This is a genomic window from Levilactobacillus parabrevis (assembly GCF_044051715.1).
Lineage (GTDB): Bacteria > Bacillota > Bacilli > Lactobacillales > Lactobacillaceae > Levilactobacillus > Levilactobacillus parabrevis.
In genome coordinates, this window is record NZ_CP168688.1 from 1023970 (window position 1) to 1040491 (window position 16522).

12 protein-coding genes are annotated in these 16522 nt (G+C 49.2%); 8 read left to right on the forward strand and 4 right to left on the reverse strand.

The window, feature by feature from the left end; genetic code table 11:
* Positions 1–43: 43 nt before the first annotated feature.
* The 8 genes from deoC (at position 44) to fucP (ending at position 9475) form a co-directional block, all read left to right on the forward strand.
* Positions 44–733: a deoxyribose-phosphate aldolase gene (deoC, locus tag ACEPSU_RS04915; protein WP_020089549.1), complete on the forward strand. Its 690-nt coding sequence runs from the start codon at positions 44–46 to the stop codon at positions 731–733.
* Between the two features lie 29 nt (positions 734–762).
* The gene (locus ACEPSU_RS04920; RefSeq protein WP_395322980.1) at positions 763–1950 is read left to right on the forward strand and encodes a phosphopentomutase; all 1188 of its coding nucleotides are present in this window, start codon (positions 763–765) and stop codon (positions 1948–1950) included.
* A 23-nt stretch (positions 1951–1973) separates the two neighbouring features.
* Positions 1974–2681 carry a purine-nucleoside phosphorylase gene (gene deoD, locus ACEPSU_RS04925; protein ID WP_020089551.1) on the forward strand — a complete coding sequence of 236 codons (708 nt, stop codon included), beginning with the start codon at positions 1974–1976 and terminating at the stop codon, positions 2679–2681.
* Positions 2682–2776: 95 nt separating this feature from the next.
* Positions 2777–3733, forward strand: coding sequence for a sugar-binding transcriptional regulator (locus ACEPSU_RS04930; RefSeq protein ID WP_395322981.1), 957 nt, complete (start codon positions 2777–2779; stop codon positions 3731–3733).
* Positions 3734–3774: 41 nt separating this feature from the next.
* Entirely contained in the window at positions 3775–5073 is a 1299-nt protein-coding gene (locus tag ACEPSU_RS04935) for a pyrimidine-nucleoside phosphorylase (RefSeq protein ID WP_020089553.1), read from the forward strand.
* Positions 5074–5756: 683 nt separating this feature from the next.
* The gene (locus ACEPSU_RS04940) at positions 5757–7289 is read left to right on the forward strand and encodes a gamma-glutamylcysteine synthetase (protein ID WP_395322982.1); all 1533 of its coding nucleotides are present in this window, start codon (positions 5757–5759) and stop codon (positions 7287–7289) included.
* Positions 7290–7652: 363 nt separating this feature from the next.
* Positions 7653–8048: a D-ribose pyranase gene (rbsD, locus tag ACEPSU_RS04945; RefSeq protein WP_020089555.1), complete on the forward strand. Its 396-nt coding sequence runs from the start codon at positions 7653–7655 to the stop codon at positions 8046–8048.
* Between the two features lie 65 nt (positions 8049–8113).
* Positions 8114–9475: an L-fucose:H+ symporter permease gene (gene fucP / locus ACEPSU_RS04950; protein WP_020089556.1), complete on the forward strand. Its 1362-nt coding sequence runs from the start codon at positions 8114–8116 to the stop codon at positions 9473–9475.
* Between the two features lie 428 nt (positions 9476–9903).
* Here fucP and ACEPSU_RS04955 read toward each other — a convergent pair whose 3' ends face one another.
* The 4 genes from ACEPSU_RS04955 to ACEPSU_RS04970 form a co-directional block, all read right to left on the reverse strand.
* On the reverse strand, positions 9904–11274 hold the full coding sequence (locus tag ACEPSU_RS04955) for an APC family permease (protein ID WP_395322983.1): 1371 nt from the start codon (positions 11272–11274) through the stop codon (positions 9904–9906).
* A 447-nt stretch (positions 11275–11721) separates the two neighbouring features.
* Positions 11722–13080, reverse strand: a complete 1359-nt coding sequence (locus tag ACEPSU_RS04960; RefSeq protein ID WP_260340258.1) for a gluconate:H+ symporter — start codon at positions 13078–13080, stop codon at positions 11722–11724.
* Between the two features lie 166 nt (positions 13081–13246).
* Positions 13247–14797: a gluconokinase gene (gene gntK, locus ACEPSU_RS04965; protein ID WP_020090367.1), complete on the reverse strand. Its 1551-nt coding sequence runs from the start codon at positions 14795–14797 to the stop codon at positions 13247–13249.
* A gap of 385 nt (positions 14798–15182) precedes the next feature.
* On the reverse strand, positions 15183–16436 hold the full coding sequence (locus ACEPSU_RS04970) for an RNA-guided endonuclease InsQ/TnpB family protein (protein ID WP_395322984.1): 1254 nt from the start codon (positions 16434–16436) through the stop codon (positions 15183–15185).
* Between the last annotated feature and the right edge of the window lie 86 nt (positions 16437–16522).

Genomic DNA, 16522 nt, shown 5'->3' on the forward strand with positions numbered 1-16522 from the left:
AATCCGTTATGCTAATTGTGATAAATGAAAGGGGTTTCATATTATGACATTAACGACTGCACAATTAGCAAAATACATGGATCACACTAACTTAAAGGCCGATGCCACCGAGGCTAGCATCAAGCAAACCTGTGACGAAGCCAAGAAATTTGACACGGCTTCCGTCTGTGTTAACTCCTACTGGATTCCGTTCGTTGCTGAGCAATTGAAGGACAGCGACGTTAACCCTATCGCCGTTGTTGGCTTCCCACTAGGTGCCATGGCAACCGATAGCGAGGTCTTCGAAGCAAACAAGGCTATCGATGACGGCGCCGAAGAAATCGACATGGTCATCAACGTTGGTGAATTGAAGTCTGGTAACAATGATAAGGTTGGTAAGGACATTCTTGCCGTAGCCGAAGCCGTTCACGCCAAGGGTAAGTTGCTCAAGGTTATCTTGGAAACTTGCCTGTTGAACAACGAAGAAATCATCCGTGCTTGCAAGTTGAGTGAACAAGCTGGTGCCGACTTCGTGAAGACCTCTACTGGGTTCTCAACTGCAGGTGCCAAGATCGAAGACGTTAAATTAATGCGTGAGACCGTTGGCGACCGTTTAGGTGTTAAGGCTTCCGGTGGGATTCACAGCAAGGACGAAGCCTTAGCCATGATCGATGCTGGTGCTAGTCGTTTAGGTGTCAGTGCAACGGTTGCTATTTTGACCGGTGAAGCTACTGGGACGAAGTCAGGTTACTAAAATAAGTTTGTGAAAGTGGGGATACGGATATGAAGTTTAAACGCATTTTCGGTTTAGTTATGGATTCTGTTGGAACGGGGGCCGCACCGGACTCTGCGAAGTACGGTGACGCCGGGGCCGATACCCTGGGGCACGTGGGTCACTACTACGCGGGCAAGCTAGCCTTACCGAACCTGGCTAAATTGGGGATATCCAATCTCCGGGATACGCCAATTGAGGGCGTTCCCGCAGTCGATGCGCCACACGCTTATTACGGTAAAATGCAAGAAATCTCTGCCGGCAAGGATTCCATGGATGGTCACTGGGAAATGATGGGCCTACCTGTTCGTAAGGCACTCGATACGTTCCCTAACGGCTTTCCCGCTGACATCATCAAGAAATTGGAAACGTTTTCTGGTCGCAAAGTCATCGGTAATCGTCCCGAATCTGGTACTAAAATCATTGCCGAATTAGGGGAACAACAGATGGCTAAGGGCGACTTGATCGTCTACACGTCTGGTGATTCCGTCTTGCAGATTGCGGCGCACGAAGAAATCATTCCATTGGATGAACTCTACAAGATCTGTGAATACGCTCGTTCATTGGTCAACGGCCCAGAATATCTGATTGGCCGGATCATTGCACGGCCTTACGTTGGACCCGATGCCGATCACTTTACGCGGACGGCTAACCGGCGTGACTTCACGCTGGAACCAACCGGCGAGACCGACATGGATCGTCTGCAAGCCGCTGGCGTTCACGTCGTCGGTGTTGGGAAGATCAACGACATCTTCTCCGGTCACGGAATCGACGAAGGCTACCATAACGAAAGTAACATGGACGGGATGGACCACGTGGATCACGTCATGCAAGAAGACTTTACCGGTTTCTGCTTCACGAACCTGGTGGACTTCGATGCGATGTATGGTCACCGCCGGAACCCTAAGGGCTTTGGTCAAGCCTTGATGGACTTTGATCAACGACTCGGCACGGTTATGGCAAACATGCATGACGATGACCTGTTGATGATCACCGCTGACCACGGGAACGATCCAACCTACACGGGAACGGACCACACGCGTGAATTTGTGCCATTACTGGCTTACTCCCCAAGTTTTAAGCAGGGTGGAAGCTTAGGCATCCGGTCACCATTCTCAGACTTTGGTGCAACTGTGTTGGATAACTTTGGCGTGGCTGGTAACAATGAAGGCCACAGTTTCTTAGCTGACTTGAAGTAGCGCAACCGAGGAGGAAAACCATCATGAGTAACCATTTGGAAGCAAAAATGGGCGATATCGCCGATACTGTCTTAATGCCTGGTGATCCATTACGGGCAAAGTACATTGCCGAAACGTTCTTAGAAAATCCAGTCTGCTATAACAAGGTTCGGAATGCCTTTGGGTATACCGGAACTTACAAGGGCCACCGGATTTCCGTTCAAGGAACTGGGATGGGGATTCCGTCCATTTCCATTTACGCTCACGAACTGATCAACGATTACGGTGCCAAGAAGCTCTTCCGGGTCGGTACGGCCGGCGGGATGAGTCCAGACGTTCACGTTCGCGACGTGGTTCTGGCACAGGGGTCAACGACGGATTCCGCGATTATTCACAACGTCTTTGGCGGTGGCATTTACTACGCAACGTTGAGTGACTTCGGGTTACTGGACGCAGCGTACCATGCAGCCAAGGATATGCAGATTCCGGTTAAGGTTGGGAACATTCTGGCCGAAGACCGCTTCTACAACGATGAAATGGACCGGCAAAAGTTGGTCGACTACGGGGTAATCGCCACGGAAATGGAATCAGCAGCGCTGTTCCTGATCGCAGCGAAGTACCACGTCAAGGCCTTATCCGTTTTGACCATCAGTAATCACTTGGTTACCGGTGAATCTACGAGTCCCGAAGAGCGTGAAACGTCCTTCAACGATATGATCAAGGTTGCTTTGGAAGCTGCCATTGCAGAGTAACCCTGAAGTTGGTGGCCGTAGCGCTTTAAGAGTAGCTAGCGGTCACCAATTTTAAGTTTGGTAACACGTTTAAAAATCACAAGGAGGGCAAACACATGGCGGAGACGACGGCACAACGACTGGCACAGAGCTTAGCCGTGGCTAAGATGTACTATCAATCGGACCAGAGTCAAAGCCAGATTGCCCACCAGCTTGGTATTTCCCGGCCAACGGTGTCGCGCTTGCTACAGTTTGCCAGAGAGCAGGGCTTGGTACGGATTCAGATTGTGGATCCGGTTCAGGACGTTCAAACGCTGGAGCGGGCACTGACCCAGGCCTACCACGTGGAAGTTCACGTGGTGCCGACCCAGTTAACGGTAGCCAGTGAGCTACTCAACACGGTCGGTCAGTACGCGGCCCACTATCTCGAGAAAATCGTGGCTGAACACGATATTATCGGGATCGGCTGGGGGAAGACCATTTATGCAATTGGCTCGAATCTTCAACCCGATACCTTAACGGGTGTCGAGGTGATTCAACTCAAGGGAAGCGTGAGTTATGCTACGGAGCACACCTACGCGTACGAAAGCATTGACGCCTTTGCCAACGCCTTTCACGCCGTGCCCCAATACTTACCGCTGCCGGTTATCTTTGACCACCAACAAACTAAGGAATTGGTGGAAGCTGAGCGACACATTCAGTACCTTCTCGAGTTGGGAAGAAAGGCTAACATTGCGATTTATTCCGTGGGGACCGTCCGTAACTCAGCGCTGGTCTTTCAACTGGAGTACCTGCAGGAACGGGAAAAGAGTTTCTTGCAGGCCCATGCAGTGGGGGACATTTTCTCCCGCTACATCGACGAAAATGGTGAAGTCGTTGATCCACAGTTGAATCAGCGCACAATCGGTATCGACCTCGACAACCTCCGTCAGAAGGAACATTCGATTCTGGTGGCGGCCGGCGATGCCAAGGTACCAGCGGTCCAGGCGGCCCTCAGGGGTGGTTATCCGAATTGCTTGATTATTGATCAACACGCAGCAGCACAACTACTTAAGGTTACCCCGACGGCCTAGCCGCGGTGACCGCATCCAATTAGAAATGGAGTGGCTGAAATATGAGAATGGTTGACATTATTGATAAGAAACGTAACGGTGGCGAATTGACCAAGGAAGAGATTCAAACTTTCGTGGACGGGGTTGTTTCCGGTGAAATTCCTGATTACCAAACCAGTGCCTTTTTGATGGCGACTTACTTCAAGGATATGACCGATGCAGAACGTTCTGAGCTGACGATGGCCATGATGAAGTCCGGGGACCATTTGGACTTGTCCAGCATCGACGGCGTCAAGGTCGACAAGCATTCAACCGGTGGGGTCGGCGATAAGACCAGTATCCCATTGGCACCAATCGTTGCTGCTCTGGGTATTCCCGTACCCATGATTTCTGGTCGGGGCCTCGGGCACACGGGTGGCACGTTGGATAAATTGGAAGCGATTCCAGGATACCAAGTGGAAATCAGCGAAGCGGACTTTATCAAACAAGTTCAAAACGAAGGTTTAGCCATTGTTGGGGCAACCGGGAACATTGCGCCTGCTGATAAGAAGATCTACGCTTTGCGGGATGTGACCGACACGGTGGACTCCATTCCATTGATCGCCAGTTCCATTATGAGTAAGAAGATTGCTTCTGGTACGGATGCCCTGGTCATCGATGTGAAGACTGGTTCCGGAGCCTTCATGAAGACGCTGGATGATTCTCGGGAGCTCGCCAAAGCCTTGGTTGGTATCGGTAAAGGGGTCGGCATGAATTGCATGGCCATCATTTCCGATATGAATCAACCTTTGGGGAACGCCATTGGGAACGCCTTGGAAATCAAGGAATCCATCGACCTCTTGAAGGGTGAAGCGCCTGCTGACATCACCGACTTGGTACTGACCCTCGGCTCATACATGGTCGTCATGTCCGGTAAGACCGACAGTATGGCTGAAGCCCGTAAGATGTGTGAAGGCACGATCACGGATGGTTCTGCACTGAAGAAGTTCGGTGACATGGTTGCCGCACAGGGCGGAGACCGGAGTGTTGTTGACCATCCAGAAATCATGCCACAAGCTAAATACAAGATTCCACTGCCAGCTAAGACGTCCGGTGTGGTTAGCCGGGTCGAAGCTGACGAAATGGGTGTGGCCAGCATGTTACTTGGCGGTGGCCGGCAAAAGGCTGACGACAAGCTGGACTATGCCGTTGGAATCATGATGAGCAAGAAGGTTGGCGACAAGGTAGCCGCTGGTGACTCATTATTGACTATCTACAGTGACCGCGAAAATGTCGATGACATCAAGGAGCTACTGTATGCCAATATTGAAATCAGTGACTCGGCTGAGCCATTGACATTGATTCATGAGACTGTGAGATAAGAGTGGGGAAGCAGGCGGTAGTTAGTGAGCATTAACGTCGCTAGGGTGAAAATCCCGGTTTTGGATTTTTGGTCTAGCGGGGTTAAGCGGAGCTGACTGCCTGCTGGAGCACGTTTCGGCAACGTGGTACGAGTGAGCTCACCCAACTTCGGGAAGCAAACAAGGGCTGAGCACCTTTCCCGAATCAGCGTGATAGCCAGCCTGATACCATGTCCCGAATGGCCACAAGTTTTCAAATCTCAGATTTTCCAGTTATGCATAATTTAACAACCACACACGTAATTGAGAAGCCAACTCCTGCGAGCTGGCTTCTTTTTTTACCCGTTACTTAGTACTAATGTATTTTTTAGGAATCCGTCTCACAAATTAGCAAAATAACTGAAAGAATCGTTTTGATTCATGAGTTATTAATAGGAAGAAAGGGTAATACGGCGAATACTTCTTCGTCGGGATGAGTGCAGGTCCCTTCAATATCGAATGCAGAAATCAAATTAGACTAAGAGTTGGCAAATTCTGGCCGTTTCAGTCGGGATAATTTAACGAAAACTTGGGAAAGTGGATAGTCAATAAAACCAACAAATTTTAATTTGCTGAAAACGGACAATATCAGTGACAGTGCGGTCTTTTTTGGGTAAACTTTAGGTATCAGTAAAACCATTTGAACGTCAGGGGATGTTACCGCCATGCTGGACAATTTATTAGCGGTTATTCATGAAGAACACTTATCAGAACAGCTTTATCACAGCCTTGTGGGATTAGAGGTTGAGGAACAGCGAATTGACCAGCATGGCCGGTTGAGTCGTCGTCCGCATCCCAGCAAATTTGGCTCGCGAACCTTTCACCCGTACTTCCAAACGGACTTTACCGAAAGTCAGTTAGAGGTCATCACGGACCCTAACCCGAATATTGGGGGAACGCTGGATCAGCTAGATACCCTGCAAACGGTGGCTTACCGGACCCTTGAGGGGAATGATCGCATCTGGCCGCTGAGTATGCCACCCGTCATGGATGAGAGTGACTTGCAGTTCATTGCTGATCACTTTGATCGACCGGCGATGAAGCCGTACCGGGAATACTTGGTCAAGAAGTATGGTCTCCAACATGGTTGTGTGACCGGGGTTCATGTGAACTACAGTATCCCCGATCCCGTGATTCATCGGCTCTTCAGTCACTACACCGCTGAGTTTGAATCGCTAGTGGCCTTTAAGAATGCCTTGTATTTCCGCATTGCGCAGAACTTTGTGCGGTATCAGTGGTTGTTGACCTACCTCTTTGGCGCCAGTCCAATTGCTGAACGGGGGTTCTTTGAAACGACACCGCCGGAGTTGGCTGATCCCGTTCGGAGCATTCGCAACAGTCGGTATGGCTTCGTTAATCGGCCTGAAGAGCAGGTGACCTATGCATCGTTGTCGGATCACTTGGCACAGCTCCAGCGGATGATCGATGCCGGGACGTACTTCTCTGCCCACGAGTTCTACGGGCCAGTCCGTCTGAAGGGGCAGGCTAATGCGCAGGACTTCCTAACCGGGGGGATTCAGTACCTGGAGCTCCGGGATTTTGATAATACGCCACTCACGCCCAACGGTGTCAGTCGTCATGCGTTGTACTTTCTGAAGATGTTCATGATCTACTTGATGACGCAGCCGTTACCTGCAACTAAGGTCCAGGAGTTGCTGGCAACGGGCCGGCAACGCAATCAAGCCGTCGCGTTGGAGCATCCCCTCGAAACGACGCAATTCCAGGCCAACGGTCAGCGGATCTTCCGTGAGATGCGCGCGATGGCTGACCAATTGCAGGCCCACAATGAGCAGTGGGGGGCCATCGACGATTTGGAAGAGGTCCTGATGCATCCCGAACTGACGCCAGCCGCCAAGCTGTTGACGCACGTGAAGCAGGGGAGTCTGATGACGTACGGTCAGCGGGTTGCCAGGGAGTGGTATCACAAGCGAATTACCGCTGATAAACTGTTGCCGCAGATGCCGCGCTTGGGTGAAGACACCCAGCGCTTGATTATGGTCGCCCTCCAATTGGGAGTGAGGTTTTATCAGGTCCGTGACGAGGACGGCGAAGACATGTTTATGTTTACCTTCGATGGGATCACCCAAGTCCTGCAAGAGCGGGATACGGTAGGCAAGGAGCCGGAGAAGTTACTACGGCGTCTGTTCCCAGATTTGCCGGAACGACCTGCACCATTAAATTATGGCCAATCAAAATAAATTTAAAAAAGTTTTGGAAATAAAATAGCAGATATTTTGAGATTTATGAAAAATGTTTTCATTTTGAGATGCCAGTTATTGCGGTATTAGTTGCACCCAAATGAGTCAACCACGGGCGACCGGGTTGGCTTTTTTTGACCGCTTTCTGAAAATGAATTGCTTCACAAGTTGGAGAATGGGTCTTGAAAGCCTTTTAACTTTATGATAATGTAAACGATGTCGCTAAACGTAAAACGGTTTACATACGATTTTTAGTCAATTAATTCGTCAAATCCAACCGGGCAACCGGTTGATTTGGGAATCAGTTGGAAAAGGGTTGCACGTGTACCAGTGATCAATTTAGTTAAAAAGGAGAAATATCTGATGAAAAAGACGACCGTTATTAATTCCGAATTATCTACGGTAATTGCTGGCATGGGCCACATGGACTGGTTGAGTATCGGTGATGCAGGGATGCCTGTTCCGATGGGGACTAAGAAGATTGATTTGGCTTTGACCAAGCAACTCCCAAGCTTCCAAGACGTATTGAAGAATATCCTGGCTGAACTTGAAGTTCAAAAGATTTACTTAGCCGATGAAATCAAGACGGAAAACCCAGAACAATTGGCTGCCATCAAGGAATTGTTGCCTAACGTTGAGATTGAATACATGCCTCACAGTCAGTTGAAGAAGGACTTAGCGCAAACGCACGCCTTCGTTCGGACCGGTGAAATGACGCCATTCTCTAACATCATTCTTGAATCTGGCGTAACTTTCTAAGTTGTCTTTTAGACTTAATAAAACGTTTTACTTAACTTTAAATTCATTACAAAGGAGTCTTTACCATGCAAGCAAACGCAGTTGAATCAAAGCACGGTTGGACCCAGTTAGCTGATGGCTATCTGAGCAAAACCCCGCTGTTCCAATTTATCTTAGTGTCGCTGATCTTCCCATTGTGGGGGACTGCTGCTAGTTTGAACGATATCTTAATCACTCAGTTCAAGACGGTCTTCATGTTGAACGATGCCGCTACGGCCTTCGTTCAAAGTGCCTTCTACGGTGGTTACTTCTTAATTGCTATTCCAGCCTCATTAATCATTAAAAAGAACAGTTATAAATTTGCTATTATGACCGGGCTGATCTTCTACATCGTGGGTTGTGGGTTGTTCTTCCCAGCTTCTCACCTGGCAACTTACAGTATGTTCTTAGTCGCTATCTTCGCGATTGCTATCGGGTTGAGCTTCTTGGAAACATCCTGTGATACTTACAGCTCAATGCTTGGACCGAAAGCCAACGCAACGATGCGGTTGAACTTCTCTCAAACCTTAGTGCCACTTGGTGACATTATGGGGATCGTTTTAGGGAAGTACCTGATCTTCGGTTCCGTTGATAACTTGGCTAACAAGATGAGCACGATGCACGGTGCCGCACGGTTAGCTTACGGTGAAAAGATGTTGCAATTGACGTTGCGTCCTTACAAGTACATCCTGATTGTGCTGGTTGTGATGTTCATCATCTTTGCTTTATCACCAATGCCTCGCGCTAAGGCTACCAAGACGGTTGAGGGTTCTGATGAAGCCGTTGAAGACCGTCCTAGCTTGGGTGAAACGATCAAGTACCTGTCCCACAACAAGCGTTACATGAAGGGTGTTTTAACGCAATTCTTCTACGCTGGTTTACAGACGACGGTTTGGTCTTTCACCATTCGTTTGGCTTTGAACTTGGATCACCACATTACGGATAGTGCCGCTTCAACTTTCATGATCTACAGCTACATTGCTTGGTTCGTGGGTAAGTTGGTCGCTAACGTCTTCATGAGCAAGTTCTCCATCACTGGTGTCTTGACTTGGTTCTCTCTGTTAGGGACGTTGTCATTGGTCGTTACCTTTACGATTCCTAGCATGGTTGCCGTTTACACGGCTATCTTGACCAGTTTCTTCTTTGGTCCAGAATGGCCAACGATTTACACCCACACGTTGGATGCTATCGATGAAAAGCGTTACACGGAAACTGGTGGGGCCATCATCGTTATGGCTTTGATCGGTGGGGCCATTATCCCAGCCATCCAAGGTTTGGTTTCTGACTTCTCCGGTTCAATGCAGTTCTCATTCGTTGTCCCAACGCTTTGCTACGCATTGATCACGACGTACTTCTTCCTGGAACACCGTTTCGAAAAGAAGCACCCAGAAGAAATGCAAGAACACTAATTTTAAATTTATCAGTTAACGTTAGCCAGTCGGGCCCTCTACCGACTGGCTTTTTTTTATGCGCCAACAGGTCTTTGTCTAACGCCTTACCGGGTGGTGAAAATCGACCGGTTCGCGGTGGGCGGGCGTCCAGAGCCAAAGGGCGGTCTCTGAACTTGACTTTGAACCTCAAAGAGCGAGTTTCAAAGTCACCAATTCATCAAGCAACAAGCCGCTTGATGAATTCCCACGGCTGAGTCGATTTTCACCACCCTCATGGCTTGGATAGCGTTGCAGCATAAGCTTGCCGCGTTGTTCTTCTAGCACAAGCGAAATATACATCAGCCATTCTCATGTTTCGTCAGAGCTATGGTATAAGCCTTTCAGAGCAATCAAAAACCGCTAGTCGTCTCAAATGAGGATGACTAGCGGTTTGAATTGTCTTAGCGTTATTTAGCGTGGTTCTGACGCCGACGCTGATGGATAAAGTAAACCGGTAAACCTATCAAGGTTAGGGCCAGTCCGGTGACGGCTAAGCCGATTTCCGTGACGAGGGTGGTGATGATAATGAAGATACCACCAACCAGCGCTATCAGCGGAACAATGGGGAATCCAGGGACCTTGTACGGTCGCACAAGCTCTGGTTCCCGTTTACGCAAGATGAAGATGGCCACGAAGATCAGGCAGTTAAATAACCACATTACGAAGACTAACATGTCGGTCAGAATGTCAAAGCTGCCCATTAACATCATCAGTAGGGCGATTCCGAATTGAACGATGCCAGCAAAGTAAGGAACGTACGTCCGTCGAGACAGACGACCGAAGTATTTCGACAGTGGTAGGCTATCCTCGGTCGCTAACGCATAGGGGACCCGCATCCCAGTCATAGTATAGCCGTTGATGGCGCCGTAGACTGAGATCAGAATGCCAATAGTGACAAGCTTGCCGCCAAATTGACCGAAGAGCTTCATGGCTGCGTCGGCCGCGGCATTCTGATTGCCGGCAATCATGTCGACCGGAAGTGTTCGTAGGAAAACCAGGTTAATCAGCGTGTAGACCACGGTGATCAGGGCCAGGCCTAGCACGATTGCTCGAGGTAAGTCACGTTCGGGATGCTTCATCTCACCGGCGATATTACCGATGTTGATCCATCCGTCGTAGGCAAACATGGTGGCGAGCAGACTAGACGCAAAGGCACCGCCGAAGCCAATGTGGTCACCGGTCGTAATTGGCCAGAATTGAATAGCAGTGTGTGCCGGGGCAAAGAGCCCAAAAATAACAATGACCACGATGGGGATTAATTTAAAAATTAATGAAATCGATTGAACGCGGCCACCAACTCTGGCGCCAAGAAAGTTAAGCCCGGTGATGCTCAGGCCACAGATAATCGCGATGGGAAGCTTCCAGGCGTTGTCTAGGTGAAAGAGGTTCACGAACTGAACGCCGAAGATAATCGACAGTGCGGCAATATTAGCTGGATAGTAGACCAGCATCTGGGCCCAACCCATCAGGAAGCCCACCGGTTTGCCGTAGGTGTACTCTAGATAGCGCATGGCGCCACCAGTTCGGGGAATAGCGGCTGCTAGCTCTGCACTGGTTAGACCGGCGCAGATGGTCAACAGGCCTCCTAGGATCCAGGCGACCAGGGTCATGTTAGCGGAATGGTTGGCGGCCACCACGCTAGCGGTCTTGAAGAAGACCCCACCACCGATGACGGTTCCCATGACGGTGGCGAGGGCGGTAAACGTGCCGATTTCGCGGCGTAACTCCTTTGCCAAAATAAAGACTCCTTTTCCTCTCAAATGCTTAGATTCAACCATTATAGCACGGAAACCTGGGATTCGTGTGGGATTGCGAGAGATTTTTCAGGAGAAATAACTAGGCGCTGCCGCCGCTTGTGGATGCTAGTAAGGCTGGTTTATGAGTGTTGGTAGCAACTTATAAGTCGGCTAGAACGTGACCAACCAGGATTAGAGCACGCTAAAATTAAGGCTTGCAGGTAACCCGGCTCTCAGGCGGCAATTTTTAGGCTTTTTGCCAGTATGGCATAGCGTCAGGCCGGAAGCAATATCAGTTAGGGTATTAACATTATTATAAGGGTAGTCTGGGCGCTGGCTTGGGGGAAACGGAGCGTCAATATTTATTTAATTATTGGAGCTAGGCGCATCGGGTAAAAGAAAATGGTTGGCAATCCAATAGTTTGGACTGCCAACCATTTGCGGAAATAGATGTTACCCGGTAATGATAATTTTTCAATGTGTAGGGGATCAGTGGAAGGCCATGTTTAACACCAGAACGATCAGAATACCGACAACGGAAATCACGGTTTCCAAGACGGTCCAGATACTCAGCGTCTGCTTCACGGTCAAATCAAAGTATTCTCTGAACATCCAGAACCCAGCATCGTTCACGTGAGAAGCAGCCAGTGATCCGGCACCAATGGCCAATACCATCAGCGCGGGATCGACGCCGGCCTGAGCCATCAGTGGCGCAACAATTCCGGCGGCAGTCAGTGCAGCCACGGTTGCGGAACCTAAGGCCACCCGGAGAACGACGGCGACCAGCCAGCCCAGAATCAGTGGGGACATGTTGGAGTCGATGAAAATCTTAGCGACTTCCTTACCAACACCACCATCAATCAGGACTTGCTTGAAGGCGCCACCACCCCCGATAACCAGGAGCAGCATAGCAATCGACTTCACAGCGTTTTCAATGGATTCCATGATTTCTGAGGTCTTGCGTTTCCGTCCCCAGCCCATGGTAAACATTGCCACCATCAGTGAAATCAGCATGGCAATCGCAGGATCCCCAATCAGCGCGACGATTTGGTCGAGCAGAGACGCGTTCTTGGTAGGGGTTGCCCCACCGTCGACCGTCATCTTGTAGATGGTCGTGATGGCCATCAGGATAACGGGGAACAGAGACGTCAGAACGGAGAGTCCAAAGCTAGGAGATTCAGATGGCTTGAACGTCTTGATTTCACCCAGTGATGACAGGTTTCCTTTGCGTTCGAAGGCAGCGGGCGCGTAACGCTGGGCCAGTTTGGTAAATAGTGGCCCGGCAACGATGGCACACGGAATAGCAACAACTAACCCGAACAGCAGGACCTTCCCATCGTTGGCGTTCAAGATCGCCGCGATGGCCACAGGTGCTGGGTGAGGGGGCAGAAATCCGTGGGTCACGGACAGTGCGGCCGCCATGGAAATCCCTAAGTAGAGGATTGGTACGTCGGCTTCAATGGCGATGGCAAAGACGATTGGGATCAACAGAACCATCCCAACTTCGAAGAAGAGCGCGATACCCAGAATAAATGAAGCGAGCATGATGGCCATTTGCAGGCGTTTCTTCCCGAATTTGTCAATTAACGTCGTGGCAATAACGTAGGCCCCACCGGCATCGGCGACTAACCGACCCAGCATGGCACCAAATCCGAAGACTAAGGAAAGTTCGCCCAGTTGGCTCCCAATCCCAGCCTCCACGGTCGTGGCAATTTTGGTTAAGTCCATCCCCAGCAGAATCGCTGTCAGAACGGAGGTCAAAATCAGGGAGACGAAAGTATTGATTTTAAACTTGATGATTAAAACCAATAAAAAAATGACCCCGATGACTAAAGCTATAAGTTCCATAAGGTAAGCCCTTTCATTTTTAGAATTTTGAAAAGCCGATGCATCAGCACCGGCTCTTCACTGTAAGCAAACATCATTGTAACCGATTTACCTTGAAATCGCCACCATAACGTTTCATAAATTTGTTTGTAAGTTAGCTTACTTTCTGAAAACTTAAGGGACTTACTTATTTCTCTTTGGAAACATTAACATGTGTCCGTTGGTATTCGGCAATGTTCTTGTATTCCGATTGTAATTGCCGACTCAGGCGAATGTAGATTGGCACTAGAGCGCGGTAGGCACTGTAAGTGTCTGGGTTGGGATGATGAACGTTAGCCACGCCGATGAAGTTCTTCACAACGGAGAGGTCGTCGATCATGCCCAATGCGTACATCCCTAAGGTTGCGGCACCCAGGGCAGTTCCCTCGGGACTCTCAGGAATCGTGACGTCTTGTTCAAAGATGTCTGCCAACATTTGGCGCCAGAGAGCAGAGCGGGCAAAGCCACCCGTTGCTTGGATGCTAGATGGTTTGCCAACAACTTCTTCCAGGGCCAACATGACCGTGTAGAGGTTGTAGACGATGCCTTCCAGAGCAGCCCGTACCATGTGGGCCCGTGAGTGAGTCCGAGTCAGACCGAAGAAGGAACCGCGAGCGTTAGCGTCCCAGATTGGAGCCCGTTCGCCACCCAAGAAGGGATGGAAGATTAAGCCGTCGGAACCGGCTGGAATCTTCTCAGCAATTTCGGTTAAGAGGTCGTAGGAATCCACGTGCATTTGTTCTGCGGTCAACTTTTCTGGTGCGAAGAGTTGGTCACGAACCCAACGGAAGACAATCCCCCCGTTGTTAACTGGTCCACCAACGACCCAGTGATCTTTGGACAGGTAGTAACAGAAGACTCGGCCCTTAGGATCGATCTTTGGCTTGTCAGTGACGACCCGCACGGCACCGGAAGTTCCGATGGTAACGGCAACGACACCGGGATCAATGGCGTTAACCCCCAAGTTGGCTAATGGACCATCTGAAGCGCCCATAACAAATGGCGTGTTGGCGTCCATGCCAATGACACCAGCGTAGTCGGCCTTCATGCCGGTGATTTGGTCAGTGGTATCAACCAGCTTTGGCAGTTGGTCGCGGGTGATCCCAGCGACTTCCAAGGCTTGGTCGTCCCAGTCCATGTTGAAGATGTTGAAGAGCCCCGTAGCGTTGGCGATGGAGTAGTCCTCTTGTAATACGCCAAATAACTTGTAGATGACGTATTCCTTGATACCTACGAACCAGCGCGCTTGCTTGAAGAGGTCTGGTTGTTCATTGCGCAACCAGATCAGCTTGCTCAGGGGGGTCATTGGGTGAATTGGCGTTCCAGTCTTTTCGTAAAGTTGCTTACCCACACCGTTCTCACGGAGTTCGTCAGCGTATTTTACGGCCCGGTTATCTGCCCAAGTGATGGCCCGTGTCAGTGGTTTGTGGTTTTCGTCCAACAGAATCAGACTGTGCATTGCTGCGGAGAAGGAGACCCCGTGTAGGTCGCCGTTCTTCAGGTCTGCCTTCCGTAAGACGGTCGTCAAACCGTCAATGATGGCGGAGAAGATTTCTTCTGGATCTTCTTCAGCCATGTCCGGTACATCTTGGTAGAGGGGATAAAGATTGTTGGAGTAGCCTTGCATCTTACCCGTAGTGTCGTACAGAACGGTCTTAACGCTGGTCGTACCAATATCGACCCCAATCATGTAGTCCATTGTGCTCTTCCTTTCGTGGTGCGATTATTAAATGAAAAAAATCATCCTGCTTTGAACGATACCGCATCGCCCGTCAGAACGCAACGACAATGCTTATAAAACGCCAAGACACCTGTCAAACGGTAGCGTTCAGTGCGCAGATGTAAAATTTCCGCTTCGACTATTATATGAAAAGAAGTTTCACATTTCAAGCGAATTGTTGTAAAATGTTTACAAAAGGTAATCTTTGTCAACCACGCCCGTTTAAAAACGGACGCTTGTGAGAACCACACCCCATGGCATGGTGACCACAATTTGCTTAGATACAGCGCTAGCCTATGAATAGGACTTATCCGCTAATTACCAAAGCCTTTTAGGTCCGCAGGTTGCCAGGCGGACTCATTTCTTACAGGGTTGCTAAACCCTTTGCTAAAATGTTCTGTGCCGCATTATGATCACGTACATGGAGTACCCCACAATTAGGACACGTCCACTTGCGTTCAGCTAATGTCAACTTGTTCTTACCAGTCAAGACGTGACCACAATCACTACAAGTTTGCGTTGTGTTTCGGGGATTGACAGTCAAAAATTTCCGTCCGTACAAATCGGCTTTGTAGGACAGCATAGCCAATAGTGTTCGCCAGCCAACGTCCGAAATGCTCATTGCCAAAGCGTGGTTCCGCAACATATTTTTACTCCGCAGTTCTTCAGCTACGACTAAATCGTGGTTTTTGATCAAGGCCGTAGAGACGTAATGCAGGAAGTTCTTACGTTGGTTAGCAACTTTAAGTTGTAGCTTAGCCACTAATGACCGTTGCTTTTGATAATTCTTTGATTCTGATAAGTGTCGTTGGCTCTTTTTAGCTCGTCTGGCCCGCCGTGACAGTTTTCGTTGGGCTTTAGCCAGCTTTCCCTTAATCATTCGATAGTAACGCGGATTAGCAATCACCTGTCCATTGGAGTCCGTTAGAAAATTATCAAGATTCAAATCGACACCAACTTTAGACTCAATAACTGGTTGCTTAGAAACGAAGGGGTGCTCCGATCCAAGCTGCAGGGACACAAAATAATGACCCATAGTATCCATTGAGATCGTTGTCGTACCAACCCTAACATCATTGGCACGTAATAAAAGGTGTGATGGGAAGCCCTTAAAATGGAGTCGTCCCAGCTTTGGCAGCCATAGATGGTGCGTATCAGTTAGCCTGACGCTCCCATTGTTCATCGATGGCGCTGTTACCTTGGCGCTATAGAGACAAGATGTCTGGTAGGTCTGAGTATAGCCGCGTTTATGAAATTTAGGAGTCCCCGCCCGATGGACCTGGTGGAATAGTTTCCAAGCAGTCTTGTAATTCTTGATAGCATTAGCTTTCATCAAGCTATCAAAGTCTGGATGATTGAGCCAACCATGAATATTGGAGATAGCAGTTGATGGCTTCTTTAGACGTTCAGTCAAATCAGCGATGCGATCCAAGACAAGTGTAATTGGAATCTTCACTTGCTTTAACCAGAACAGGTCATTGTTCATGCCGTTCATCTGATTATAAATAAACCGACTGGCGTCACTATTACGCTTAATCAGCCGCTTTTGTTCGGTTGAAGGAAAGACTCTAACTTTAACGCCATAATGATAAGGTAATTGGGCCATTGTCTTCGCCATAAGTTACCATCTCCTCTTGCTTGATGGTAGCATATGAGTATACTTTATCCATAGCAAAACGGTTTATAATAATATTTATGGAGGTA